This is a genomic window from Microbacterium sp. CGR2, assembly GCF_003626735.1.
GTDB lineage: Bacteria > Actinomycetota > Actinomycetes > Actinomycetales > Microbacteriaceae > Microbacterium.
This window is the reverse complement of sequence record NZ_RBHX01000001.1, coordinates 348,988-374,226: the sequence shown is the minus strand read 5'-3', so window position 1 is coordinate 374,226 and position 25,239 is coordinate 348,988. Positions and strand designations below refer to the sequence as shown.

Annotated in this window: 24 protein-coding genes and 1 pseudogene; 9 read left to right on the top strand and 16 right to left on the bottom strand. The window is 68.1% G+C overall.

Annotated features, from left to right (window positions below; all coding sequences use genetic code 11):
* Positions 1–9: 9 nt before the first annotated feature.
* The 3 genes from D7252_RS01965 to D7252_RS01955 are packed head-to-tail and all read right to left on the bottom strand — an operon-like array spanning position 10 to position 3,102.
* Entirely contained in the window at positions 10–888 is an 879-nt protein-coding gene (locus D7252_RS01965; RefSeq protein WP_120773859.1) for a carbohydrate ABC transporter permease, read from the bottom strand.
* Positions 885–1,838 (bottom strand): carbohydrate ABC transporter permease, encoded by a 954-nt coding sequence (locus D7252_RS01960; protein ID WP_374225782.1) that lies wholly within the window; start codon positions 1,836–1,838, stop codon positions 885–887. The genes D7252_RS01965 and D7252_RS01960 overlap by 4 nt, the downstream gene beginning before the upstream one ends.
* Entirely contained in the window at positions 1,810–3,102 is a 1,293-nt protein-coding gene (locus D7252_RS01955; protein WP_120773857.1) for an ABC transporter substrate-binding protein, read from the bottom strand. Before D7252_RS01955 ends, D7252_RS01960 begins: the two co-directional genes overlap by 29 nt.
* A 163-nt stretch (positions 3,103–3,265) precedes the next feature.
* Here D7252_RS01955 and D7252_RS01950 point away from each other — a divergent pair, with 163 nt between their 5' ends.
* Positions 3,266–4,267, top strand: coding sequence for a LacI family DNA-binding transcriptional regulator (locus tag D7252_RS01950; RefSeq protein ID WP_120773856.1), 1,002 nt, complete (start codon positions 3,266–3,268; stop codon positions 4,265–4,267).
* On the opposite strand, the gene D7252_RS01945 is transcribed toward D7252_RS01950, so the two are convergent.
* The 6 genes from D7252_RS01945 to D7252_RS01920 form a co-directional block, all read right to left on the bottom strand.
* Positions 4,236–5,078: a PaaX family transcriptional regulator C-terminal domain-containing protein gene (locus D7252_RS01945; RefSeq protein WP_120773855.1), complete on the bottom strand. Its 843-nt coding sequence runs from the start codon at positions 5,076–5,078 to the stop codon at positions 4,236–4,238. The genes D7252_RS01950 and D7252_RS01945 overlap by 32 nt on opposite strands.
* Positions 5,068–6,321 (bottom strand): kynureninase, encoded by a 1,254-nt coding sequence (locus D7252_RS01940; protein ID WP_120773854.1) that lies wholly within the window; start codon positions 6,319–6,321, stop codon positions 5,068–5,070. The genes D7252_RS01945 and D7252_RS01940 overlap by 11 nt, the downstream gene beginning before the upstream one ends.
* Before the next feature lies 1 nt (position 6,322).
* The gene (locus tag D7252_RS01935; RefSeq protein WP_120773853.1) at positions 6,323–7,372 is read right to left on the bottom strand and encodes an amidohydrolase; all 1,050 of its coding nucleotides are present in this window, start codon (positions 7,370–7,372) and stop codon (positions 6,323–6,325) included.
* Positions 7,372–8,223: a tryptophan 2,3-dioxygenase gene (locus D7252_RS01930; RefSeq protein ID WP_120773852.1), complete on the bottom strand. Its 852-nt coding sequence runs from the start codon at positions 8,221–8,223 to the stop codon at positions 7,372–7,374. The genes D7252_RS01935 and D7252_RS01930 overlap by 1 nt, the downstream gene beginning before the upstream one ends.
* Before the next feature lie 46 nt (positions 8,224–8,269).
* Entirely contained in the window at positions 8,270–9,979 is a 1,710-nt protein-coding gene (locus tag D7252_RS01925) for an amidase (RefSeq protein WP_120773851.1), read from the bottom strand.
* Between the two features lie 86 nt (positions 9,980–10,065).
* The gene (locus D7252_RS01920; RefSeq protein ID WP_120773850.1) at positions 10,066–11,109 is read right to left on the bottom strand and encodes an agmatine/peptidylarginine deiminase; all 1,044 of its coding nucleotides are present in this window, start codon (positions 11,107–11,109) and stop codon (positions 10,066–10,068) included.
* A 78-nt stretch (positions 11,110–11,187) separates the two neighbouring features.
* Between D7252_RS01920 and D7252_RS01915 the strand changes: the two genes are divergently transcribed.
* On the top strand, positions 11,188–11,856 hold the full coding sequence (locus D7252_RS01915) for a TetR/AcrR family transcriptional regulator (protein ID WP_120773849.1): 669 nt from the start codon (positions 11,188–11,190) through the stop codon (positions 11,854–11,856).
* Positions 11,853–13,226 (top strand): aminotransferase class V-fold PLP-dependent enzyme, encoded by a 1,374-nt coding sequence (locus tag D7252_RS01910; RefSeq protein WP_120773848.1) that lies wholly within the window; start codon positions 11,853–11,855, stop codon positions 13,224–13,226. The genes D7252_RS01915 and D7252_RS01910 overlap by 4 nt, the downstream gene beginning before the upstream one ends.
* 25 nt (positions 13,227–13,251) lie before the next feature.
* Here D7252_RS01910 and D7252_RS01905 read toward each other — a convergent pair whose 3' ends face one another.
* The gene (locus tag D7252_RS01905) at positions 13,252–14,307 is read right to left on the bottom strand and encodes an alpha/beta hydrolase (protein ID WP_120773847.1); all 1,056 of its coding nucleotides are present in this window, start codon (positions 14,305–14,307) and stop codon (positions 13,252–13,254) included.
* A gap of 62 nt (positions 14,308–14,369) precedes the next feature.
* Positions 14,370–14,894, bottom strand: a complete 525-nt coding sequence (locus tag D7252_RS01900; RefSeq protein WP_120773846.1) for a TetR/AcrR family transcriptional regulator — start codon at positions 14,892–14,894, stop codon at positions 14,370–14,372.
* A gap of 75 nt (positions 14,895–14,969) precedes the next feature.
* On the opposite strand from D7252_RS01900, the pseudogene D7252_RS20305 reads away from it, so the two are divergent.
* Positions 14,970–15,203 (top strand): annotated as a pseudogene (locus D7252_RS20305) (MBL fold metallo-hydrolase); the annotation flags it as partial.
* Positions 15,204–15,268: 65 nt separating this feature from the next.
* Complete coding sequence (locus D7252_RS20300; protein WP_251050569.1) at positions 15,269–15,679, top strand: MBL fold metallo-hydrolase; 411 nt, start codon at positions 15,269–15,271, stop codon at positions 15,677–15,679.
* A gap of 44 nt (positions 15,680–15,723) precedes the next feature.
* Here D7252_RS20300 and D7252_RS01890 read toward each other — a convergent pair whose 3' ends face one another.
* The 3 genes from D7252_RS01890 to D7252_RS01880 are packed head-to-tail and all read right to left on the bottom strand — an operon-like array spanning position 15,724 to position 19,054.
* Entirely contained in the window at positions 15,724–16,278 is a 555-nt protein-coding gene (locus tag D7252_RS01890) for a cysteine hydrolase family protein (RefSeq protein ID WP_259461031.1), read from the bottom strand.
* On the bottom strand, positions 16,275–17,717 hold the full coding sequence (locus D7252_RS01885) for a cytosine permease (RefSeq protein ID WP_120773844.1): 1,443 nt from the start codon (positions 17,715–17,717) through the stop codon (positions 16,275–16,277). Before D7252_RS01885 ends, D7252_RS01890 begins: the two co-directional genes overlap by 4 nt.
* Positions 17,718–17,752: 35 nt before the next feature.
* Positions 17,753–19,054 carry a M18 family aminopeptidase gene (locus D7252_RS01880; protein ID WP_120773843.1) on the bottom strand — a complete coding sequence of 434 codons (1,302 nt, stop codon included), beginning with the start codon at positions 19,052–19,054 and terminating at the stop codon, positions 17,753–17,755.
* Positions 19,055–19,163: 109 nt separating this feature from the next.
* Here D7252_RS01880 and D7252_RS01875 point away from each other — a divergent pair, with 109 nt between their 5' ends.
* On the top strand, positions 19,164–20,027 hold the full coding sequence (locus D7252_RS01875; protein WP_120773842.1) for an EamA family transporter: 864 nt from the start codon (positions 19,164–19,166) through the stop codon (positions 20,025–20,027).
* 42 nt (positions 20,028–20,069) lie between these two features.
* Here D7252_RS01875 and D7252_RS01870 read toward each other — a convergent pair whose 3' ends face one another.
* On the bottom strand, positions 20,070–20,726 hold the full coding sequence (locus tag D7252_RS01870; protein WP_251050566.1) for a response regulator transcription factor: 657 nt from the start codon (positions 20,724–20,726) through the stop codon (positions 20,070–20,072).
* A 227-nt stretch (positions 20,727–20,953) separates the two neighbouring features.
* Between D7252_RS01870 and D7252_RS01865 the strand changes: the two genes are divergently transcribed.
* Positions 20,954–22,096: a sensor histidine kinase gene (locus D7252_RS01865; RefSeq protein WP_120773841.1), complete on the top strand. Its 1,143-nt coding sequence runs from the start codon at positions 20,954–20,956 to the stop codon at positions 22,094–22,096.
* Positions 22,097–22,401: 305 nt separating this feature from the next.
* Here the strand turns inward: D7252_RS01865 and D7252_RS01860 are convergent, their stop codons facing one another.
* The gene (locus tag D7252_RS01860) at positions 22,402–23,145 is read right to left on the bottom strand and encodes a GntR family transcriptional regulator (RefSeq protein WP_259461030.1); all 744 of its coding nucleotides are present in this window, start codon (positions 23,143–23,145) and stop codon (positions 22,402–22,404) included.
* 167 nt (positions 23,146–23,312) lie between these two features.
* On the opposite strand from D7252_RS01860, the gene D7252_RS01855 reads away from it, so the two are divergent.
* Positions 23,313–24,242 (top strand): phosphate/phosphite/phosphonate ABC transporter substrate-binding protein, encoded by a 930-nt coding sequence (locus D7252_RS01855; RefSeq protein ID WP_120773840.1) that lies wholly within the window; start codon positions 23,313–23,315, stop codon positions 24,240–24,242.
* 111 nt (positions 24,243–24,353) lie between these two features.
* Complete coding sequence (gene phnC / locus D7252_RS01850; protein WP_120773839.1) at positions 24,354–25,181, top strand: phosphonate ABC transporter ATP-binding protein; 828 nt, start codon at positions 24,354–24,356, stop codon at positions 25,179–25,181.
* Positions 25,182–25,239: the final 58 nt, after the last annotated feature.

The following is a 25,239-nucleotide window of genomic DNA, read 5'->3' as shown; positions in this document are numbered from 1 at the left end:
TCTTGCCGTTCATCCCTTGACCGCCCCGGTGAGACCGCCGACGATGCGCCGCTCGAACACGCTGAAGAAGATCAGCGCCGGGATCATCGACAGTGAGGTGAAGGCCAGCACTTTCGCCGTGTCGACCGAGTACTGCGAGGCGAACGACTGCACGCCGAGGGGCAGGGTGAAGGCTGCCGCGTCGTTGAGGATGAACAGCGGAAGCAGGTAGCCGTTCCAGCTCCCGATGAAGGCCAGGATGCCGGTGGTGATGACGCCCGGCAGCGACAGCGGCAGCACCATCCGCCAGAAGAATCCGAGTCGGCTGCATCCGTCGATGAAGGCCGCCTCCTGGATCTCATCCGGTATCGCGCGGAGGAACGGCACGAGGATGATGATCGTAGTCGGCAGGGCGAACGCGATCTGGGGCAGGATCACTCCGCCCAGCGAGTTCATCAAGCCCAGGTTGCGCACCACGATGTACAGCGGGGTGATCGCCACCGTCAGCGGGAACATGAGTCCCGCGGCGAAGAACGCGTAGAGGACGCCTCGTCCGACGAATCGGTAGCGGGCCAGGACGTAGGCCGCCATCAACCCGAGCACGACGACGCCGATGGTCGTCGCGAGGGCGACGATGAGCGAGTTGAGCACCTGCCGCCAGAAGATGCCGCCCGTGAGCACGTCGACGTAGTTCGAGAGCACCCACGGCTGGGGGAGTCCGGCTGGATCGGTCGTGATCTGGGCGTTCGTGCGGAATCCGCCGATGATGATGTAGGCGATGGGGGCCAGCATCAGACCCACGACGACCGCCGCGACGACATAGACCGCGGGGTTGGCCCACGGCAGTCGTGGCCGTGCGCGACGGCGGCCGTCGAGCCGCTGGGTGACGAGTACGGATGTGGCGGTCATCGGTTCTTCCTCTTCTTGGCGGTGCCCGCGCCGGCTCCGGTGAGCGCTCCGTCGGTGTCGCGTCGGAGCACGGCCTGCTGGTAGATCAGCGCCACCACGAGCGAGATCAGGAACAGCACGACGGCGACGGCGTTTCCGAAGCCGAAGTTCCCGGCATTGCGCCCCTCGGACACCATGTAGGTCGCCATCGTGGAGGTGCCGGCGGTGGAGGCGATGTACTGCCCCCAGATGATGTAGACGAGGTCGAACAGCTGCAGTGAGCCGATGATCGACAGGAACGCCCAGATCCGCAGGGTCGGTGCGAGCAGGGGGAGGGTGATCCGGCGCTGGATCTGCCAGTAGGACGCGCCGTCGATGGCCGCGGCCTCATGGAGCTCCTCCGGGATGCCCTGGAGCCCTGCGAGGAAGAGGATGACGGCGAAGCCGACGTACTTCCAGGTGATGATCGCCATCAGGGTCCAGATGGCGATGTCGGGGTCCGAGAGCCAGTCGTTCGCCAGGAAGCCCAATCCCATGTTCGTCAGCAGCGCGTTGAGGGCACCGCTGGTCTGGAGCATCAGACTCCAACCCGTTCCGACGACCACCTCCGAGATCACGTACGGCACGAAGATCAGGACGCGGATGAGCGATTGACCGCGCATGCGCCGGTTCAGCAGCAGCGCGAGCAGGATCGCGGCCGGGCCCTGCAGGACCAGCGACATCACGAGGATGATGCCGTTGTGGGCCAGAGCGTCGTGGAACAGCGGATCCTGCAGGATCGTCAGATAGTTCTTCAGGCCGATGAAGTCCGTCGCGGGGCCGTATCCCTGCCAGCTGAAGAAGCCGTAGTACGCGGCCATCAGCACGGGGAAGATCACGAAGGCGAGGAAGACGAGGAGGGCGGGCCCGACCAGAAGGATGACCTCCAGCCGGGCCCCTACCTCACGCCTTCGCGGCAGCATCCTTGACAGCCTTGACGATGTCCTCCGGAGTGCCCTTCCCCGCCAGCATGTTCACGACGGCGACGTTCAGCGCATTGCCGACGTTCTGTCCGTAGACCGTGTCGAGCCACTGCGACGCGTACGGGGCCGCGTTGTATGCCTCCAGGATCGTCTGCAGGTACGGCTCCGTGACCGCTTCCTGGGCGACGGTGTTCACCGGAGGAGCGTTGAAAGCCTTGTAGTACGCCGTCTGCACGTCCGACGTGCCGATGTAGTTCAGGAAATCGACGCAGGCGTCAGGCGCGTCGACCGAGCAGGAGTACCCGTCGACCCCGCCCATCATCGAACCGGGGAGGCCGTCGCCGCCCTCGACCTCGGGGAACGGGAACCACGCCAGGTCGGGGAGCGGCTTCTCGTCCGGCGTCAGCCCGGCGATCACGCCCGGGTTCCACGCGCCCATGAGTTCCATACCCGCCTGGTGGTTGGCGATGAGTCCTGCGGAGCTGCCGGCGCCCTGCTGCGCCGGGGTGGTGAGGAACCCCGCGTTGAACGGCTCGGTCGAGGCGAACTCCTCCAGATCTTCGCCGGCACGAACCCAGCACTCGTCGTCGAAGCTCATCTCGTCGGCGGCCTTCGCCAGAGTCTCGGGGCTGCATTCGCGGAGCGCGAACCAGTAGTACCAGTGGGCTGCCGGCCAGGCGTCCTTCGCACCGAGGGCGACGGGCTCGACGCCGGCGCTGCGGAGGGCCTCGGTCGCCTCCGTGAGCTCGTCGACAGTGGTCGGCGTCTCGGTGATGCCCGCCTCGTCGAAGAGATCCTGGCTGTAGAAGAGTCCACCGGGAAGCACGGCGACCGGCATCGCGTAGATCTTGTCGTCGAGGCTGTTCGCGGAGTACGCGGCATCCGGGATCTCTTCCGCGGCCGGTCCTTCGATCGCGTCCGTCAGATCCTTGAGCTGGCCGGCCTTCACCATGGCCGCCATCTTGCCGCCGCCGCGCTGCAGGAAGATGTCGGGAGCGTCGCCGGAGTTGAGCGCGGTCTGCAGCTTGCCGTCGAGGTCTTCGTTCTGGATCGACTGGATCTCGATGCTGACGCCGGGGTTCTCCTCTTCGAAGTCCGCGACGGTCGCCTCCCAGAACTCGACGCCTGGTCCGGTGGTCGAGTTGTGCCAGAGGGTCATGCTGGCCGATCCGTCCTCTCCGGAACCGGAGTCGGAGGCCGTACAGCCGGAGAGTGCGAGCGCCCCGACCGCGAGAGCCGCGGCGGAGGCGAGGGGGAGCCTTCTGCTGTTCATGTGATTGTTCTCCTCATCGAGTTGCGCGCCGCGACGATGCGGGCGCCCGCGGCGGCTCAGGTGAGACCGCGGTGGGAGCAGTCTTCTGCGGTCCGTCGGAGTCGTCAAACGTTTTCGAAAACAGTTTCCAGATGAGGACCTCAGGGGTCTACGCTGACCAGACATGAGCGGACGAACGACGATCCACGATGTCGCCAAGGCGGCGGGGGTGTCGGTGTCGACCGTGTCGAAGGCCGTGAACGGTCGATACGGAATCGCCGACTCCACGGTTCGGCGGGTCCTCGAGACCGTGCGCGAGCTCGGCTACGAATCGAGCCTCGTGGCCAGCAGCATGCGGGCGCGCAGGACCGGCGTGATCGGGGTGCTGCTGGCGGACTTCGAGCCGTTCAGTGCCGAGATCCTGAAAGGGGTCGGGTCCGCGGTGCACGACACCGCGTTCGATCTGCTGGCCTACAGCGGTTCACACCATGGAGCGGGCGACGGGTGGGAACGGCGGTCCCTCAGTCGGCTGTCCGGCACGCTGATCGATGCCGCGATCATGGTCACCCCGACGGTGGTCAGCGCCGCGACCGAGATCCCCGTCGTGGCGATCGATCCGCACACCGGGCGCGCAGATCTGCCGACGGTCGAATCCGACAGCTTCGGCGGCGCGCTCGCGGCCACCCGGCACCTCATCGAGCTCGGTCATCGCCGGATCGGGTTCCTCGCCGGTCGCCCCGATCTGCGTTCGGCCGGGCTCCGCGATGCCGGGTATCGTCGGGCGCTGTCCGATGCCGGGATCCCCGTCGATCCGGCGCTGGTGGGGGCGGGGCGTTACGAACTCGCCGCGACACGGGAGTCGGCTCGGCGGATGCTCGCCACCGAAGCGCGACCCACGGCGGTCTTCGCCGCGAATGACCTCTCCGCGATCGCGGTCGTCGAGGTCGCCCAGGAGCTGGGGCTGCGCGTGCCGCAGGATCTCTCGGTCATCGGCTTCGACGACGTGCCGGAGGCCTCGCGACGCGCACTGCCGCTGACGACCATCCAGCAGCCGATGCGCAAGCTCGGGGCCGTCGCCGCCGACATGGTCTTCACGTTGCTCGCGGGTCAGGAGATCGAGCAGACGCACGTCATCCTGCCGACGCGGTTGGTGGTCAGGGCGACGACGGCGCCGCCGGGAAGGTGAGGGCCCGCACGTGCTCCCAGGCAGGGCCCTGCAGTGCGGCCGATCGCCGCGCGAACTCGTCGAAGCTGCGGCGGCCTGGCCAGTCCGCAGGCAGCATCGACGGTGGCAGGCCAGGATCGGTGTAGGGGAGCACCCGCCAGCGGTCGATGAGGTGCACGTACGCGGCGAAGGGCTCAGTGGGGAGATCGTTCAGGGAATCCTGGAACGCGAGATGCTCGGCACGCAGCGCCGTCAGATCCCACCACTGTGCAGCCGCGTCCACCAGCGAGCCGGACGGCAGGGGAGCGAAGGCCTCGAACAGCGTCACCCAGTCGCGTGCACCGAGGTCGTCGATGATCTCGAGAGCCTCGTCCTGGAGATGCCCCGGGCAGATCCACAGCGCCGGTGAGACGATGCCCGCGCCGATCCACTGCAGACGACGCCGCAGCTGGTGACGGATGCTGCGCGCACTCTCCGGTATCGAGAACGACACGAGGCACCAGGTGTCGGCATCCGTCATCTCGCGCATCTCGAAGATGCGCCGGTCTCCCCGCTCCAGCATCAGCAGCGCCGCCGGATCGAGGCGGTAGCCGATGGTCTCGTCGCGCTCCGGGAGGAGGAGCCCTTTCTGCTTCAGTCGCGTGATCCCCGTGCGTGCCCGAGCCGCGGAGATGCCGAGATCGCCGGCGAGGGCGACCAGGTCGGCCGCCGAGATCCATCCGCCGAGCGGGCGGAGGAACAGCCCGATGACCGTCCGCAGCAGGGAGGACGTGCTGCCAGGACGGGCGTCGATGTCATCCAGCACGGCGCCGGGGACGGGGTCAGCGATCATCGGACTCCAGGGCATCGCGCACGGCGAGGATCCCGGTGACGGTCTCGACGTGCGAGGTGCTGAGTGGGGACAGCCCGAGGCGGATGCCGTCGGGAAAGCGGAAATCGGGAATGACGCCGTCCGCCCAGAGCCGTCGGGTGACGTCTCGGAAGTCGGGGTGGCCGATCGTCACGTGCCCCCCGCGCAGAGCCGCGTCGCGGGGGCTGAGCAGCCGCACTCCGAGCGGGGCGAGCACGTCGTCGAAAGCGCGGATCGCGAACTCCGTCAGCGACGTCGACTTCGCCCGCACCGCGTCGATGCCCGCCTGTTGGATGAGGTCCAGCATCCCCTGCATCGCCAGCATCGACGTCACCGGCGGTGTGCCGCTCAGCAACTGCCGAATATCGCCCGCCGGCGCGTACTCCGGGCCCATCGCGAAGATGTCCGCGGCACTCCACCAGCCCTGGATCGGCTGGCGCAGCAGACCGTGCAGGTCGTGGCGGAGGTACGCGAACGCCGGTGAACCGGGTCCGCCGTTGAGGTACTTGTACGTGCAGCCGACGGCGATGTCGACACCCCAGTCATCGAGGTGCATCGGGATGAGTCCCGCAGAGTGGCAGAGGTCCCACATCATCAGGGCGCCGGCGTCGTGCACGGTCGCCGTGATCGCGCGCATGTCGGCCAGTGCTCCGGAGCGATAGTCGACGTGGCTGAGGGACACGAGGGCGGTGCGCTCCGACAGCACGGCCTCGACGTCGGCGACGGTCACGCCGTGGACGGGGTCAGGGTCGAGCCAGCGCAGCGTCATGCCGGTCTCCGCGGCGACGCCTTCGGCCAGGAACCGGTCCGTGGGGAAGTTGCCCCGCTCCATCACGATCTCGGTGCGGTCCACGGAGCCGGGGCGTCGGGATCCGTCGAGCGCGGCGCGCATCAGCTTGTAGATGAGCACGCTCGTCGAGTCGGCGACGACCGTCTGCCCCGCCGCAGCGCCGAGCGCGACGTCGGCGATGCGGTCACCCAGCTCCATCGGCAGCATCATCCACTGTTCGTCCCACGAGCGGATGAGCCGCGTGCCCCAGTCTTCGCGCACGAAGGCGGCGAGCCTGTCGGGGGTGTCACGCAGGGGTCGACCGAGTGAGTTGCCGTCGAGATACGCGGTCACACCCGGAGCGTCGAGAAACGCGCCGAGGTACTCGCCCAGCGGATCGGAGGCATCGAGCGAGCGTGCGGTCGCGAGGAGGGCGGTGTCGCGGAGGTCGGTCATGTCACACCTTCAGATCGGAGGGGGCGAGGCGGCGGGCGGAGAGCGGGTCAGCATCCGCGTGGGGGAGAAGCAGCAGGACGGAAGCCGGGTCGAGCGCGTCGCAGGGAGCGAGGACGCGGAGAAGGGCGGGACCGGCGATGCCCGCTTCGTGCAGCGCGGCGATCTCACCCGGATGCAGGTCCACCGGTGTCGGGCCGTTGCCCATGTCGGTGCCGTACCGGACCGTGCCGCCGGCAGCGTGGAAACGACCGACGTTGTCGACAGCCGTCGCGCGGTCGGTGCCGTCGTGGATGGCGAGGGTCGAGATCCAGGAGACGGAGGCCGCCTGCTCCGCGATCTCGTCATCGTCGAGGCGCTCGGTGAAGGGAGCGTGGGCGAGTGTCGTCGCGCCGAGACGCGCTGCACGCTCTGCCTCGCCGGCACCTTCGGCATGCATGACGACCCCGAGTGCACGTGCGCCCGCAGCGGCGACGATGGCGCGGATCAGCGCGTCGCCGAACACCGGGCCGGCCGCACGATTGCTGGCGACCTTGATGCAGGATGCTCCGGCATCCGCCATTTCGGTGACCGCCGCCACGGCTGCTGCCTCGTCGGCGATCTCCCGGAACGAGCCGGCCGGAGCCCAGGCGCGGTCGGACGGGTAGCCGCCGGGCGGCGTGAGGAACGCGCCGGCGAACTCGATCGTGGGTCTCCTGTCTTGCGTCTCGTCGCGTGGCTCCTCGCGCAACGATCGCTGCTCGGCCTCCTGGTCGTTGAGCGAGCGGAGCGAGACGAAACGCTCCGCCCTTCGGGCCTTCGACCGCAGCTCACGGAGCACACCCGGGTCCCCGCCGAGGTCGACCACGCGCCCGAGCCCGGAGTCCGCCAGTGCTGTCGCATCCACGAGCTGCAGGTGTACGTGATGGTCGGTGAACCCGCCGACGACGACCCCGTCGAGCCGAGGGAGTTCCGCCGACGGATTCTCCGCGCGCAGCAGCATCCGCCCCTCGTCGTCGACGGTGAGGACCCCGTCGCGCCATCCCTCGCCGTCGAAGTAGGTCGCCGCGTGCATCAGCGGCCGATCTCGGTGCGGACGGTGTACAGCTCGGGGAAGAAGGTCAGATCGAGTGCCCGCTGCAGGAAGCCGACGCCGCTCGATCCGCCGGTGCCGACCTTCATGCCGATCGTGCGGGCGACGGTCTTGAGGTGGCGGAAGCGCCAGAACTGGAAGTTGTCCTCGAGGTCGACGAGGTCCTCGCAGGCTTCGTAGAGGTCCCAGTGTTCCTGATGGTTCTGGTAGATCTCGCGGATGGCCGGCACCAGCGCGGGCGTCTCGCGGTACGGTTCGCGCACATCCCGCTCGAGGATCTCCGCCGGGACGGGCAGCCCGCGGCGGGCGGCGAAGCGCAGGAACTCGTCGTAGAGGGTGGGCTTCTCCCACTCCGCGGTCAGGAGTGCGAGGTTCGCGGGGTGGTCGCGGAAGACCTGCAGCATCCGTTCGTTCTTGTTGCCGAGCGCGAATTCCACCGCGCGGTACTGGACGGACTGGAATCCGGACGAGTTGCCGAGGGATCCGCGGAACTGCGCATACTCGGTCGGAGTGAGAGTGGCCAGGATCGCCCATTGCTGCGTCATCACGTCCTGGATGCGCTTGACGCGCGCGACGCGCTTCAGTGCTTCGCGGAGGTCGTCACTGGCGAGCAGCCGGCGGGCGGACGACAGCTCGTGCAGGAGCTGTTTGAGCCAGAGCTCGGTGGTCTGATGCTGGATGATGAACAGCATCTCGTCGTGATGCTCGGGGTCGCTGACCGGATGCTGCGCGGTGAGCAGCTGGTCGAGGGCCAGATACGAGCCGTAGGTCATCTTCCCCGACAGATCCGTGACGATGCCGGACTCGAGGGCGCGCTCGTTCTCTTCGCTCATCCGCCGAACATATCACTTCGGTGGCGAGCGTCATAGATATGAAATGTCAGAGCGCAGGAGTCCTGGGCGGCGATGTGCGGCGCATCCCCGGTGCCCCGCTCGCCTCGAAGGCGACGGCCAGCCGCAGGAGGGCTTCGTCGTCGTACGCCCGGCCGGCGAAGGTCAGGCCGATCGGCATGCCGATGTCACTCATCAGGCCCATCGGGACGGTGACCGTCGGGATGCCGAGGTGGCGGACAGCCAGGTTGCCGTTGGCGATCCACGTGCCGTTGCGCCAGCCGAGGTCGGCCGATGCGGGGTTCGTGTCCATGTCGGCCGGTCCCACATCGGCGACCGCAGGGAACACCACCGCGTGGAGACCGAGGTCGTCCATCCAGGCCTCGAGGTCGAGGCGTCGCGTCTCTTCGAGGCCTCGTAGCCCTGCTTCGAGCTCGGGCATGTCGGAGAGGCCCGCTCCCGGGTTCGCACGAACCCACTCCGGATACTCGGCGATGTCGTCGTCGAACCCGGTGTAGCGGTCGGGGAGGGCGCCGTCGGGGTGCGGGAAGATCGTCGACCCGTCGACCTTCGCGAGAGTGTCGAGCGCCGGATCGCCGTTGGCCTGCAGGAAGTCCTCCCAGCTCCAGGCCGACAGGTCGATGATCTCCCGGTGCAGATACTCGGGAGCGACCAGCCCGCGGGTGGCGATGGTCGGAGCTCCGGGGCGGTCGCCCTCGTAGTTCGACACGACGGGGAAATCGACCTCGACCACGGTCGCACCGGCTGCCTCGAGGTCGCGGCGGGCTGCTTCCCAGCGCTCGACCACCGACGCGCGCGTCTCGATCCGGCGGCCGGTCGGCCCGCCGATTCCGCCCGACGCGGCGGTGCCGGCATCCGGATCGGCGTTGATGTACATCCGGGGGATGCCGATCCGAGCCCCGACGAGAGAGGCGTCGCGACCCAGTGCCGGGTAGGACCGGGGCCGGATCGAGGATGCGGCGGGGATGGGCACCCACGGCTGGACCCGCCAGAAGTCTCCGCGCGTATCGGCGTCGTCGGCGACGATGACGTCGAGTACTTCGAGCAGATCGGCCATGGTCCGCGTGTGCGGCACGACCACATCCATCGTCGGTACGAGCGGCCAGTTGCCGCGGGTCGAGATGATCCCACGGGACGGTGTGTACGCGCACAGGGCGTTGTTGGTCGCCGGACCGCGGCCGCTGGACCAGGTCTCTTCGCCGAGACCGAAGGCGGCGAAACTCGCGGCCGTGGCGGTGCCGGAGCCGTTGGACGAACCCGAGGCGAACGGCGCGGTGAGGAAGTCGGCGTTGTACGGACTCTCTGCCCGGCCGTAGACGCCGCGCTGCATGCCGCCGTTGGCCATGGGCGGCATGTTCGTCAATCCGAGGCAGATCGCACCGCCCGCGCGCAGACGCTCGATCGTGAAGGCGTCGCGCTGGGCGATGAGGTCGTCGAACGCCGGGCTGCCCGCAGCCGCCGTGAGGCCCGCCACGAGATAGCTGTCCTTCGCGGTGTACGGGATGCCGTCGAGTGGGCCACGAGTCTCACCCTGCGCCCGGCGAGTGTCGGAGGCGGCGGCCTCGTCACGTGCGGCCGGGTTCCGCAGGACGACCGCGTTCAACGCCGTGGCAGTATCGGCGCCGTCGTAGGCCTCGATGCGCTCGAGATACGCATCCACGAGTTCGACCGCGGAGGTCGCGCCCGTCTTCAGAGCGTGCCGGAGCTCGGCGATGGTGGCTTCGACGACGTCGAACATGGGAGGTCCTTCCGGAGAGGGCGAGCCGTGGGGCGTGTCGGTCGTTGAGCGAGCGGAGCGAGACGAAACGTCGCGGCCAGGAGCCCTCAGCGACCGGGGCTGGGGAGGGCGGGCTGCTGCTGGGTGATGCAGTGGATGCCGCCGCCGCGGTCGAACAGCGGTCGTGCGTCGACGCTGACGACGCGGCGTCCGGGGTACGCGCCGGCGAGCAGGTCGCGCGCCTCGGCATCCGCCCTCTCATCGCCGAAGCCGCAGGCGATGACGCCGTCGTTGGTGACCAGATGGTTGACGTAGCTCCAGTCGACGAAACCTTCGTTGTCGCGCAGCATCGTGGGTGCGGGCAGGCTCACGACGTCGAGGCGTCGCCCCGCGGCATCCGTCTGCTGCTCGAGGTGGGCGCGCAGTTCGCGGGAAACGGCGTGGTCCGGGTGCTCAGGATTCCGCTGATCGTGAAGCAGCAGGCGTCCGGGGGCAGCCAGGGTTGCGACGATGTCGACGTGGCCGTTGGTTCCGAAGTCGTCGTAGTCGCGGGTGAGTCCTCGCGGCAGCCAGATGGCCTTCGTCGCTCCGAGGGTCCGTGCCATCTCGGCTTCGACGCGCGACCGATCGGCGAACGGGTTGCGGCGGGGGTCGAGCTGGACCGTGTCGGTGAGGAGCACGGTTCCTTCCCCGTCGACGTGGATGCCGCCGCCTTCGTTCACGAGCGTCGAGCTGACGAGTTCTGCTCCCACAGCGCCTGTGACGATGCGTGCGTGCTCGGCGGCCTTGTGCCATTCGGCCCAGTCGGGTGCGCCCCAGCCGTTGAAGATCCAGTCGACGGCGCCCAACACGTCGGGGCGCGCGTCGTCCACGACGAAGGTCGGTCCGGAGTCGCGCATCCAGAACTCGTCCACGGGCGCCTCGATCAGGTCGATGCTGCCACTGAGCATCCGCCGTGCGCGGGGGACCTCTGCCGGGTCGACGAGCATCGACACCGGCTCGAACTCGGCGACGGCATGAGCGACGGCCGTCCAGGTCGCGTAGCCCTCTTCGCGTTCGGCGGCGGTCTCGCCCAGCGTCTGACCCTCGGCGGGGAACGCCATCCAGGTGCGGTCGTGGCGTGCGGTCTCCGCAGGCATGCGCCAACTCATCGTGATCTCCTCGCTGCTGATCCCCGCTGAGCCTCGAGCTATTGAACAGGTGATCAACGAGTGCTACGGTATCCCTCGATGAACACCACGTCAAGAGCACCCGCTCCGCGGCGGATGCCACCCGAAGAGCGCGAGCGTTCGATCGTCGAGGGCGCCGTCGCCCTGGCGCAGGAGAGCGGGATAGAGAGCCTCACGGTGCGCGCGGTCGCCGCCCGTGTCGGTGTGACCCCCGCCCTCGTCGCCCACTACCGACCGGTCATGGACGCGTTCGTCGCCGAGGTGTTCGGCGCCATCGTCGCCGCCGAACGCGACGAGGTCCTCGCCGCGTTCTCGCCTGCAGAGGGCCTGCGGTCCGGACTGCAGCGGCTCGTGGAGACCCTGCTCGATGACGCGCGCGACGACGTCGCCCTGATCTGGGTGCAGGCCTGGGCGCTGGGTGTGCGCAACGAGCCTCTCGGAGCACGGGTCCGCGCCGAGATGGACCGGTGGCAGAGCGGCCTGCACGAGGTGATCGCCGGTGCCGCATCCGCCGACGATGCGCTCGTCGATCCCTCCTCGGCAGCCTGGATGCTGCTCGCCATGGTCGACGGGATGAGCGCCCACGCACTCGTGAAATGGGCACCACAGGACCGCGCGGATCTCGCCAGACGAACCGTCTCGGCCGCGCTCGACCGACCAGAACTCCCCGCCGCCTCCACGCGTCCCCTCGGGGCACCTGCCATCTCGAAAAGTGAGGACCGACCATGAGCGCCGACCGCATGCACGCCGCTTCGCCCGAATCGACCGCGATCGTCGACGCCGTGCTCGACTATTCGCGTCGGCGGATGCTGGCGACCGACGTCCCGCTGGACAAACCGCAGACCGAAGCCGAGCTCCATCGGCTGGTCGGCGCCACGATCACGAACAGCGGGTTGGGGGCGCACCGCGCGCTGAGCGTGTTCGAGCACATCCTCGCGCCGGCGTGCCTGACCACGAGTCATCCGCTGTATCTGTCGTTCATCCCGACGGCGCCGACCATGGCGGCCATCGCTTTCGACCTCGTCGTGTCGGCATCCGGACTGTACGGCGGCAGTTGGCTGGAAGGCGCGGGCGCGGTGCACGCCGAGAACGAGGTGCTCTCGTTCCTCGCACGGGAGTTCGGGCTCCCCGACACGGCCGGGGGCGTGTTCGTGCAGGGCGGCACGATCGGCAATCTGTCCGCGCTCGTCGCGGCGCGCGAGGCGGCGAAGGCCCGGCTGGTCGGCTCAGGCAAGGAGCTCCCTCCGCGCTGGAAGATCGTCTGCAGCGTCGAAGCGCATTCGTCGAACAAGTCCGCCGCGAAGGTGATGGATGCCGACGTGGTGCTGGTGCAGGCCGGAGAGGACGGAGTGCTGCGAGCGGATGCCGTCCGGGAGGCGCTCGCCGAGCACGGCGACGAGGTCTGCGCGGTGGTCGTCACCGCAGGCTCGACGAACTTCGGCATCGTCGACGACATCGCCGGTATCGCCGCGCTCAAGGACGAGTTCGCCTTCTGGCTGCACATCGACGGCGCCTACGGCCTCACGGCGATGCTCTCGCCGGAGGCGCGACCGATCTTCGCGGGTGTCGAGCGCGCCGACTCGGTGATCGTCGACCCGCACAAGTGGCTGTTCGCCCCGTTCGACTGCTGTGCGCTCATCTACCGCGACCCCGCCGACGGACGCCGGGCCCACACCCAGCATGCCGAATACCTCGACACTCTCACCGAGGCCGACGAGTTCAGCCCCTCGGACTACTCGATCCAGCTCACCCGTCGCCCCCGCGGCCTGCCGATGTGGTTCTCGTTGGCGACCTACGGGGTGGACGCCTATCGCGAAGCCGTGGGCGGCACCATAGCGCTGACGAAGCAGATCGCCGAGGAGATCGCACGCCGGCCCGAGCTGCGGCTCGTTCGCGACCCGCAACTGTCCGTGGTCGTGTTCGAGCGAGACGGCTGGGAGCGCGTCGACTACGACCGCTGGTCCGCGGCGCTGCTCGACTCCCAACGTGCCTTCGTGGTGCCGAGCTCGCACCGCGGGTGTCCGAACACCCGCTTCGCCATCCTCAATCCGCTGACGACCTTCGACGACCTGGTGGGCATCCTCGACACCATGAAGTAGCGCGCCGGGCCCCCGTCGGATGCCGTCAGCGGCCGGTGTGCGCGTTGAGGAACTCGACTGTCTTCTCGAGTGCCGTCCGTGCGTCCGGCATGTCCAGGTGGAACTGGTACTCGTGGGGAAGCTCAGGCTCGTGGTGTGCGGGCCAGAACAGCGTCGTGGTGTCGACGCCGAGGTCTTCCAGCCGCTGCGCCATCGGGATCGACTGCAGCCAGGTGAGGTCGTCTCCATTGCCGCCCGAGATGTACGTGGTCGGGAAATCGGCGGTGACCCAGTCGACGGTCGACATCGTGGCTCCGGTGGAATCCTCGGCCCAGGTGCGCGTCCCGGAGTACGCCCACATCGCCGACTTGAATCCCCAGCCGGCGATGCCGTCGAGCTGGGCGAGCCGGGCGAGGTCGTACACGCCGCAGTTCAGCACGGTCGCGACGACCTGGTCGGCAGCGAGCGAGGGACTGATTCCCATGATGTCGGCGTAGTCCGGGTTGGTGATGAGCGTGGCCATCTGACTGGCGAGTTGTGCTCCCGCGGAATCGCCGGCCAGCACGATGCGGTCCGGGTCGACGCCGAGCTCGTCGGCGTGCTCGTCGATGTAGGCGAGGGCATCGTCGAGCTGGTGCACGGCGAGGGGATACACGCCTTCCGGGCCGATCGTGTAATTGACGCCGATGGTGGTGTAGCCCTCGGCGGCGAGGATCCGGAGGTAGGGGTCGACGTTCTCCTTCGCCCCTGAGATCCACGCGCCGCCGTGGATCCAGACGACGGTGGGCAGGGGCTCGCTGGCGGTTGCCGGACGGAACACGTCCATCGTGGTGTCCGCGCCCGCGTCGCCGTACCCCACGTCGAGGCGCTCGGTGAGCTTCGTCTCCGGGACGTGTTTGTCCATCTCGGCCGCGGTCTCGTCGCCGCCCTTGGTGAAGACGGCGCGGATCACCATCGCCGAGGGCCAGGGAGTGAGGGAGCCGATGATCGCGACCAGGGCCGCGACGGCGGCGACGGCGGCGATGGCGATCTTCGTGCGGTGCCAGGGTCGGCGGGCTTTCTTCGGTCGATCGGATTCTTCGGCGCGCGGCGCAGTGCTCATGGACCCTCCCACCGATCAGTGTGCCAGCAACCGCGGCGTCCGCGGCTCGTCGATGCTGCGTGTCAGGCGGTCAGTCCGGCGATGAGTCGCTGCAGCCCGTAGTCGAACGCCTGGTCGACGTCGCCGCCGAGCCGGAAGGCACCGGCGAGTTCCATCTGCAGGAAGCCCGTCGACCAGGCTGTGAAGAGCCGGGCGGCGTCGAGGGCCTCGTCGTCTCCGACCAGGGCGGAGGCGGCACGGAGTATCGGTGTCGCCGACCGCTGCAGTGCCGCATAGGGCGCGGCGTCGGTGAACATGAGCCGGAACGATTCGGGATGCCGGTGCGCGAACGCGCGATACTCCCGAGCGAGGTCGGCGAGGCCTTCGCCGGCCTCGTCGAGGTGCGCGGTGAGGTCGTCGATCACGGCTTCCGCGACGGCCGCGAGGAGGGCATCCCGGTCACGGACGCGCTTGTAGAGCGAGGGTGCACGCACTCCCACGCGCGTCGCGACCGCCTGCATCGTGACGGAGGCCGGCCCGGTGGCATCGAGAATCTGCCGCCCGGCGGTGACGATCTGTGCGAGCGACGTGCGATCGGGTGTCGGCATGGCAACTCCTTCATGGCTATTGACATTAGCCATGATAGCTACGTAACGTAGCCATTGCAAACATCTGGAGGAACCATGAAGCTCGCCCCGCACATCCACCGCCTCGGCAACGACATCGTCGCTTCCTACCTGGTCGACCTGCCGGAGGGGATCACCCTCATCGATGCGGGTCTTCCCGGACACTGGAACGACCTGCAGCGCACGCTCGCCGAGATCGGGCGACCGATGGCCGACATCCGCGGTGTCGTGCTGACTCACGGTGACAGCGACCACATCGGCTTCGCCGAGCGTCTGCGCCGCGAGGCCGGGGTGCCGGTCTTCATCCACGCGGACGACGCCCATCGCGTCCGCACCGGGAGAAGCCGAAGACCGCGATGGGTCCTGCGAGACTCGGAGCGACCCTCGGGTTCTTCGCCTACAGCATCCGCAAGAATGCGCTGCGAACGCGCCAGGTCGGCACGGTCGTCGAAGTCGCCGATGGAGACGTGCTCGACCTCCCCGGAGCGCCTGTGGTCATCGGGATGCCGGGACACTCGCCGGGAAGCATCGCCATCCACGTCCCCGCCGCCGACGTGGTCTTCGTGGGCGACGCGCTCACCACCCGCCATGTGCTGACCGGACGCGTCGGCGCCCAGCCCGCACCCTTCACGGATGAGCCGGAGACAGCGCGCGCGTCGCTCGATCGACTCGCCCAGGTGCCGGCGTCGTGGGTGCTGCCGGGGCACGGCGCCCCCTGGCACGGCTCGCCCGCCGACATCGCCGCGGCCGTGCGCGAGTCGGGCTGACCGTCCCGGCCCCTTGCGGAGCGTCGGCTGAGGAGCGCGCGACCTCAGCGGTCCGCGAGCACCGCTGCTGTATCGCTGATCGTGATCTGCGGCGGGTACAGGCCCATCACGTGCACCGCGGCGGCATGATTCTCGGGCGTCGACCCGGCGCACGCGTCGGCGACCACGGTGACGTGCGCACCGGCGTCGGCTGCCGCCAGAGCCGTCGAGAGAACACAGCAGTCGGTCGCGACGCCGGCCACCACGATGTGACCGCCACGGCCGACGATCGCCTCCAGCTCCGGCCCCCACTTGCCGAACGTCGGCCGGTCGAGGGTCGGATGCGGCGAGAGGTCCGCCGCATCCGGTACGAGGTCGAACAAAGGATCGTCGGCGGGACGATCGGCGAACGGCCACGCAGCGAAGTACTCACCCCACGACGTCGATCGGTCGGCTGTGGGCATCCACCGCGTGACCACGACGCGCTCGCCGAACGCCGCGGCGAGCGCCCGGATGCGGGGCATCGCTTCGGCGAAGAACGGCGACCCCCAGGCGGAGTTCGGCGCGGCGAAGATGGTCTGCGGATCGATGACGACCAACCAGCTCGCCGAAGGGCTCACGCGTTCTCCTGGCGGCGGATCTTCGCCGCCCGGGCGAAGTAGGTCACGAGGAACGACAGCACGAGAGCGACGAAGACTCCGAGGTTCGCGTACGCCCATTCGCCGTCCCGCCCGCCGATCAGGAACAGCAGGTAGCCCTGCCAGTTGTTCCAGGGGGCGGCATCGGCGAAGTTGTTCACCACCAGACCCCACCCGATGACGCTGGACACGACCATCGTGACGATCGAGGTCCAGTCCCAGGCGCCGTAACGTCCGCGACTGTCGAACAGGGCGTCCTCGTCGTAGTCCTTCCGGCGGCGGAGGATGTCGGCGATGAGGATCCCGGCCCACGAGGCCAGCGGCACGCCCAGGGTGATCAGGAAACTCTGGAACGGTCCGAGGAAGTCGGTCGCGAAGAAGACGACGAACACTGTTCCGATCGTGAGGATCACGCCGTCGATCGCGGCAGCGGTCGGGCGGGGGATGCGGATGCCGAGGCTCAACAGCGTCAGCCCCGACGAGTAGATTCCGAGCACGGCGCCCGAGACCAGCGCCAGCACGGCGGTGAGGAGGAACGGCACGAGCACCCAGACCGGCAGGATCGTCGCCAGAGCGCCCACCGGGTCACCGGCGATGGCCTCCATCAGCTGGGGGTCCGATCCCGCGAGCAGCAGTCCGAACACGACGAGGACGACCGGGGCGAGGGAGCCGCCGATCGTGTTCCACGCGACGATCGCTCCGTCGGATGCCGTGCGCTTCTGATACCGGGACCAGTCGGCGGCGATGTTGATCCACCCCAGCCCGAATCCGGTCATCACCATCACGAGAGCGCCGATCACCGGGCCGGGTCCACCGGCCGGAAGGGCCATGACGGTTGCGAGGTCGATGCGGGGAGCCGCGAGCACGACGTACAGGATGGTCACCACTCCGGTGATCCAGGTGAGCACCGACTGCATCCGCATGATGGTGTGGTAGCCGAGAACGGACGCCGCGACGATGAGCGCCGCGACGATCGCCGTCGCGATGATCTTCAGCGCGATGCTGTCGCCGTCACCGCCGAGCTGTGTGATCACGGTGGCGGTGGCGAGCACGGCCATGATCGCGAGGAAGGTCTCCCACCCGATCGAGGTCAGCCACGAGACGACTCCGGGGACCTTCTGCCCCTGCACGCCGAAGGCCGCGCGGGAGAGCACCATGGTCGGCGCGGAGCCGCGCTTGCCCGCGATCGCGATGAGCCCGCACAGCAGGAACGACACCACGATGCCGATGACCGAAACCAGGGTCGCCTGCCAGAAGGAGATGCCGAAACCGAGCACGAACGACCCGTACGACATGCCGAACACCGACACGTTCGCCGCGAACCACGGCCAGAAGAGATCGCGCGGTCGGGCCGTCCGTTCGGATTCGGGGATGATCTCGATGCCCGCACGCTCGATGAGAGCCGGCTTGATGTCCGTCATGAGCACATCTTGGCACCGCCTGGGCGGCGTCGGGCTCAGCCGACGAAGAACGCCCCGGTCACGCGAGTCAGATCGTGCAGGTCGGAGACCCCGGCGAGCTCGCGGGCGGAGTGCATCGACAGGATCGGGATGCCGACGTCGACCGTGCGGATGCCGAGACGGGTGGCCGTGATCGGACCGATCGTCGAACCGCACGGCACGGCGTTGTTCGAGACGAACTCCTGCGGCTGCACGCCGGAACGCTCGCACCAGGTTCGCCAGGACGCCGTGCCCACGGCATCTGTCGCGTAACGCTGGTTGGCGTTGAGCTTGAGGATCGGGCCGGAACCGAGCACGGGCTGCACCACGGGGTCGTGCTTGGCGACGTAGTTCGGGTGCACCGAGTGGCCCACGTCGCTCGAGAGGCACCACGACGAGGCGTAGGCCTGGCGGCGCGCGGATCCATCAGCTCCGAGATTCGCGTAGACCCGCTCCAGCACGTCCTCCAGGAACGGGCCGGCGGCACCGGAGCGGGAGGCTGAGCCGAGCTCCTCATGATCGAAAGCGGCCAGCACGGCGATCGGGGCTCCCTTCGCACCGTCGGAGGTACCGGCGTCGACGAGAGCCTCGAGGGCGACGAGGCCCGCGTGCACGGAGGCGAGATCGTCGAGTCGGCCGGCGGCGAAGAACGCATCGTCCTTGCCGAAGACGGCGCCGCGGGCGGAGTCCGCGAGCACCACGTCGTACCCCCGGATGTCGGATGCACCGATGCCCGCGGATGCCGCGAGCTCGGCGAGGATGTCGGCCTGGGCTGCCTCGCCCAGGCCCCACACCGGCTGCGTCTCGGTCTGCTTGTCGAGGGCCAGGCTGCTGTTGGCGGTGCGATCGAGATGGATGGCGAGCTGCGGAAGGCGCAGCAGTGGGCCGGTGTCGGCGAGCACGACACGGCCGTCGGCGAGCGCGAGGCGACCCGCGAGGCGCAGTTCCCGGTCGAGCCAGGAATTCAGCAGTGGTCCGCCGTACACCTCGACCGCGGCCTGGAGCCAGCCGCGGGATCCGGTCGTCGGCTGCGGCTTGAGCTTGAAGCCGGGGGAGTCGGTGTGTGCGCCGAAGATGTGGGCGGGTGTCGTCGGCGCAGCATCCGTCGGCACCACCCAGGCGATCGCCGCACCATCGCGGACCACGACGAAGCGGCCTCCGGCCTGCGTCGGCCAGGCCTCCTCCTCGCGCAGCCGCGTGAAGCCGACCGCCTCCAATCGGCGGGCGACCTCGGCGGCGGCGTGATAGCTCGACGGGGAGGCGGCTACGAAATCGGCGAGATCGTCGGCATGGGCGAGTGCGACCGGGGTGACGGGCATGCGGGGCCTTCCTGAAGACGGGGCGTGATTCGAGCGTAGTCGCGGTATCGGGACGATCCTGCCCTGCGGTCTGCGGGGCGTTCGCTCGCCTCGACTAAGGTGTCTCCTCGTGTCTGCTCTCGCGTTTGCCCTGGTTTTCGGGGCCGCCGTCGCGCACGCCGCCTGGAACATCATCGCCCACGGTGTCAGTCGCGCGGGATCGCCGTTCCTGTGGTGGGGCGCGGTCAGCAGCGTCATCGTCTGGATCGGGGTCGTGCCGTTCACCGGCGGTCTCGGCACCGACGACCTCGGCTCGTTCGCGCTCGGGGTGGGTGTATCGGCCGTGCTGCACGTCCTGTACATGGCCGTGCTGCAACGCGGCTACCGTGAGGGCAACCTGTCGACCGTCTACGCCACCGCTCGCGGCACCGGACCGTTCCTGTCGGTGATCGTGGCCGTGCTGCTGCTCGGGGAGAGGCCCTCCCCGGTCGCTCTCGTCGGAGTCGCCGCCATCATCGTCGGTGTCGTGGCCATCGGCCTGGTCGATCGCGGACGCGGCGAAGCCACGCGTCGCATCGACCCAGGGCTGCTGTTCGGGCTGCTCACCGGGGTGGCCATCGCGGTCTACACGATCTGGGACGCGCACGTCGTGCGCACCTGGGACGTCTCACCGGTCGCGTTCATGGTGGGGACGACACTGCTGCAGGTGCCGTTCTACTCTCTGGCGGTGGGTCGGCGCTGGAGCGCCGTGTGGGCGCTCGGCCGCACGCAGTGGCGTCGGATCCTCGCCTTCGGCATCCTCTCGCCGCTGTCGTACATCCTCGTGCTGAACGCCATTCAGATCGCGCCCGTCGCGCTGGTGGCGCCGCTGCGCGAGGTCAGCGTGGTGCTGGTGAGCCTGTTCGGCGTGTTCGCGCTGCGTGAATCGCGACCCGGCTGGCGGATCGGTGCATCGCTGGTCGTGGTGCTCGGGATCGTTCTGCTGGCCGTCTGACGAGGCGTGGCGCCGGAGACGGGTCGAGGAGCCGGTATCCGGTCAGCGGAAACTCACGAGCCCGGCATGCGCAGCCGTGACGAGGATCTGCACGCGATCGCGCAGGTGCCACTTCGACATCATCCGGCCGAGGTGCGCCTTCACCGTCCCCTCGGACACGATGAGCGTGCGCGCGATCTCCGCGTTCGACATGCCCTTCGCGAGGCACTGGAGCACTTCTGCTTCGCGCTCCGTCAGCGGCTCCAGCGCCGCGGTGTCCACGGCGGCCGGTTCGGTGTCGCGCACGTGCCGGATCAGCATGGACGCGATCCGCGGCGACAGGGAACTCGCTCCGCTGTGTACCTCGCGCACCCCCGCGAGAATCTCCTCCGCGGTGGAATCCTTCAGCAGGTAGCCGGATGCGCCGGCGCTCAGCATGGGGAGCACGGTGTCACGGCCGTCAAGGGTCGTGACGGCGAGCACGCGCACGTCGGGCCACCGATCGACGATCGCCCGCGTTGCGGTGATGCCGTCCATCTCCGGCATCTGCACGTCCATCATGACGATGTCGGGCTGTTCGCGCTCCACCGTCTCGATCGCCTCGAGACCGTCTTCCGCCTGCGCCACGACGGTGATCTCCGGGTCGCGGGAGACGAAGTGCGACAGCGCAGATCGGACCAAGGGGTCGTCGTCGACGATCACGACACGGATATCAGGCATGGAGGAAGCCTAACGGCGGTGGCTTTCGATCGCGGAGACGTAGACCTTTGGCTAGCGAGGTCTGAACTTGAGACAGATGTGCTCAGTTTTGATCGCCGAGAAGATGGGGTATCGCATTCGACGTTCGACTAGCAAAGAGAGGTGAACGCTATGACTTTCTGGCAGCAGGTTGGCAAGTTTTTTGGTCTCGTCCGCTAGAGTACCTGGCGAATAGGAGATAGTGAACCATGGCCTTCGACCACACGACCGGGGATTCTGCAGATGCACTCCGGTTAGGCCGAGGCGAAAGGCTCAGCGCTGTAGAGCGCATCGTCATCCTGGCGATCATCTCCATCACCATCGTCCTCGACCTCATCTCCTTCTTTGCGACTCCGGGTGTGAGTCCGCTCGCCGTACTGGTGAGCATTTCCTCCACAGCCGTTTTCGCTCTCTATATCTGGAATCCCCTCATCGCGACAGGCGCCCTCGGCGTCGTGTTCGCGTTGTCTTTTCTCGTAGGTTCCGAGTCTCAGGTTCTGACCGCCGCCGCTGTGGCGGCCGGTCTGGTCATGAGGCTGGGGTGGACCTCGTTGATCCTGTCGTACACCGGCGCTTTTCTGGTCGCAGCGGCGGTTGTCGCCAACGGCGACGCCGATGTCGATGTGAACGTCGGCCTCTTCCTCATCTTCGCCGCAGTTGCCGGTGCCGTCGGCTTCGCGCTTCGAATCGCCTCCGCTCGCGGGCGGCGCCTGGAGCTCGAGCTCGCGGAACGTACGGAACAGGAACGACAGGCAGTTCTCGCCGAGCGACGATGGATCGCCGGCGAGTTGCACGACAGTATCGCCCACCACCTCACTGTGGTGGCTCTGCACGTGCAGATGCTCGAAGACCCGGAGACGAGCCTCGGCTCGCGGGAAGCGATCCGCGTGGCAGCGCGCAAGGCGATGGCCGACCTCCGGTTCGTCATCGACATCGCCGACGACGGACCCCGTTCGGCCGGAATGCAGACCGGCGACCTCGCCGACGCGATCGATGAGGCGCGCCAGGAGTTCGAATCGGCCGGACATTCCGTGCGCATCGTCGGAGACGCCCGCGATGAGCGCATACCGCGCGCCGCGGAGATCGTGTTGGCGCGCATCGTCCGTGAGTCGGCGACGAACATCTTGAAGTACGCCGGACCCGGTGAAGTCCTCATCCGACTCGACCTCGACGATGACACGGCGGCCCTCACGCTGCGGAGTCCGCTTCCGACCACGCCGCGGCGTCAACTTTCGTCGAGCAGTACGGGTCTCGGGCGAATGGCCGAGCGCGTGCTCGGCGCGCGCGGAGAATTCAGCGCCGGCGAAGTCGACGAGCACTGGGAAGTGTCGGCGCGTCTGCCGATCGCGTGACGACGACGGCTAAACTGAGGGAATACCGCGAGACTCCGGCCCCGCCGCCGTCAAACACTGGACGAAAGTCCACTTGAGTCTCGACGTTCGTCTCTGTAAAGAGAGCCCTCGGCGGAAATATCCTGAAGGCTCCCCAGAATAAAGCGTCCCCAGCGCTGCGATCGCGAGCGCGGTCTTTCTGGCTTCTGAAACACTTGCGCGCTCGCGATCGCCTTTTCTTTCCGCCGTATGTCGGCACCGCAGCTCTCCGCTGCCCGGGGGAGGACGTCCCTCAGGACAGTCCGGAGTACGAGCCGGTCGCCGGGTCAGCCGCCCACCGCCCGCATGTAGTGGCCATCGTTCGAGATCCCGGATGCCGCCACGGTGAAGCGTACGACCTCGCTGAGGTACCGATCCTCGGACGCCTCGAAGATGCGTCCCTCCGCGTCGCGAGAGGTGCGACTCAGCCGCAGGATGGGGGTGCCCCGAGGGACGCGCAGCAGTGCGGCATCCTGTTCGTCCGCCGCAACGGCGTCGATGACGTGTTGCAGGCTGACGATCGGGTGACCGACGGATGACAGGTACTGCGTGATCGAGACGTCGTCGAGGTTCACGTCGAACAGCTGCCTTCCCACGACCTCGGTGTAATTGAGGCGTTCGAGCATCGTCGGGCGTCCTTCGAGCAGTCGCAGTCGCACGACGCTGACGATGGTGTCCTCGGGCGCCACGCCGAGCGCAGCTGCCATGCTGCCCGCGCGACGCAGGCTCAGCTCCTGCGTCTGCGCCCCGGGGGTGACGCCGAGCTCCCTCGCCCAGGCCGTGAACGGTACGGACACGTCCACAGCCTGATTCGCCTTCCGCGCGACCACGCGCGCGGGGCGACCGCGGCTGGTCTCGATGAGCCCCTCGCCGCGCAGTGCTGCCAAAGCGTTGCGAATCGGGCCGCGCGACGTGTGCCATCGCTCGGCGAGTTCCGCCTCGGTCGGCACGTCGTCGCCGGGGCGGAGTGCGCCTGCGGTGATCTGTGCGCGAAGGTCATCGGCAATCTGGGTGTACACAGCTTCGGCCACATAGGTAGATTACTTGACCATTCGTTTGTCTGCTCGCCCGTTCCGCCCGTGTTCACTCAGGCGAATCCTGGGTAAACGACCGTTGAACACTTCCAAGTTAGGTATATTTCTCGATCTCGCCTCTGCGAGAGTTTCTCTGGATCACCCCTCACCCCTGAAAGGTCCTCATGAAGCTTCGCGCTCTTCCCGCCCTCGCCGGCGTCGCGCTCCTCGCACTCGGCCTGGCTGCTTGTTCCGGCACGGCCGAGGCCACCAACACCGCCGGGTCGGAAAACTCCTCCTCCGGCAGCGGCTTCGCGGTCGACGAGAGCACCCTCGTCTTCGGCGTCGTCCCCGACTCGGTCGACACCGAGACGAACTACCAGCCCCTGATGGACTACATCGCCGAGATCAGCGGCAAGACGGTCGAGTACCACGAGTCGACCGACTACGCCGCGCTCATCGAGGCTGCGGTTGCCGGCAAGGTCGATGTCGCATCCTTCTCCGGCTTCACGTACGTCACCGCCACCAACAACGGCGCGGAACTGACGCCGATCTCCTCGATCGTCACCGAAGAGGGTCAGGAGCCCGGGTACTACTCGCAGGCGATCGTCCCCAAGGACAGCGACATCTCGAGCATCGCCGACTTCAAGGGTAAGAAGGTCTGCTTCGTCGATCCGTCGTCGACCTCCGGCTATCTCTTCCCGTCGTTCAACCTGCTCGAGGCCGACATCGACCCGAAGGCCGACATCACCCCGGTGTTCGCCGGCAAGCACGACGTCAGCGTCCAGAAGACCGGCGAAGGTGTCGAGTGCGAGGCGGGCTTCGCCGAGGACTCCGAGGTCGAGAAGTCGGACGCCGTGAAGGTCATCGACGAGACGATGGTGCCCGGCGCACCTCTGGTGTACTCCTCGGCTCTTCCTGACGAGGTGTCCCAGATGCTGATCGACGGTCTCGCCGAGGTCACGATCGACGACATCATCGCCGCCGGCATCGACAGCGCCGATTCCGAAGGCTTCCGCAGCGTCTTCTACGAGACGAAGCCGGTCGACGACGCTTACTACGACCTGATCCGCGACATCTGCAAGGAAACCGAAGCCGAGCAGTGCCAGGGCTGATCCGTCTCCTCGGTCGTTGAGCGAGCGAGACGAAACGACCGGAAGCGTTTCGTCTCGCTTCGCTCGCTCAACGACCGGGGAACCGCTTCCCCACGAGTCCTAGGAGAAACCATGAACGCGGCATCCGATCCCCTCATCCGCCTCGAGGGCGTGACGAAGACGTTCGGTTCGACCACTGCGCTGCACAACGCATCGCTGCAGGTCTCGCAGGGCGAGATCGTCGTGCTGCTGGGCCTGAGCGGCTCCGGCAAGTCGACCCTGCTCCGCCACATCGACGGACTGGAGATCCCGACGGCGGGAACGGTCGAGGTCCTGGGCTCCTCGGTCCCTTCACTGAAGGGCAAGGCGCTGCGCCGTCTGCGCAGTCGCGTCGGCTTCATCTTCCAGCAGTTCGAGCTCGTCCCCTCGCTCACCGTGCTGGAGAACGTGCTCACCGGTTCGCTCTCGGGCGTCCGCGGACCGCGGCTCGGGCTCTGGGGCTACTCCAAGGCGTCGAAGCTCACGGCCCTTGCACATCTCGACCGAGTGGGCCTGCTCGACCGCGCCTACCAGCGCAGCGACACTCTGTCCGGCGGACAGCAGCAGCGTGTGGCCATCGCCCGCGCGCTCATGCAGAAGCCCGACATCCTGCTCGCCGACGAGCCCGTCGCCTCCCTCGACCCGGAGTCGAGCGACCAGGTCATGGCTCTCATCCGCGAGATCGCCGCAGACGAGGGCCTGACCGTGGTCTGCAGTCTTCACCAGGTCGACCTGGCCATCAGCTGGGCTGACCGGATCGTCGGCCTCCGGCACGGCGAAGTGGTGCTGAACACCCCGACCACGGACCTGACGAAGGCCGAGGTCATGGAGATCTACGGGCGGGTCGCCACGACGACCGCCGAGATGGCCGCGTTGACGCTCGAGTTGGCGGATGCCGCGGCTGAGATGGCGACGCCATGACCGTCGTGCGCGATGCGAGGTCGGGGACCCGCGGTCCGTCGACAGGATCTGGCAGCCA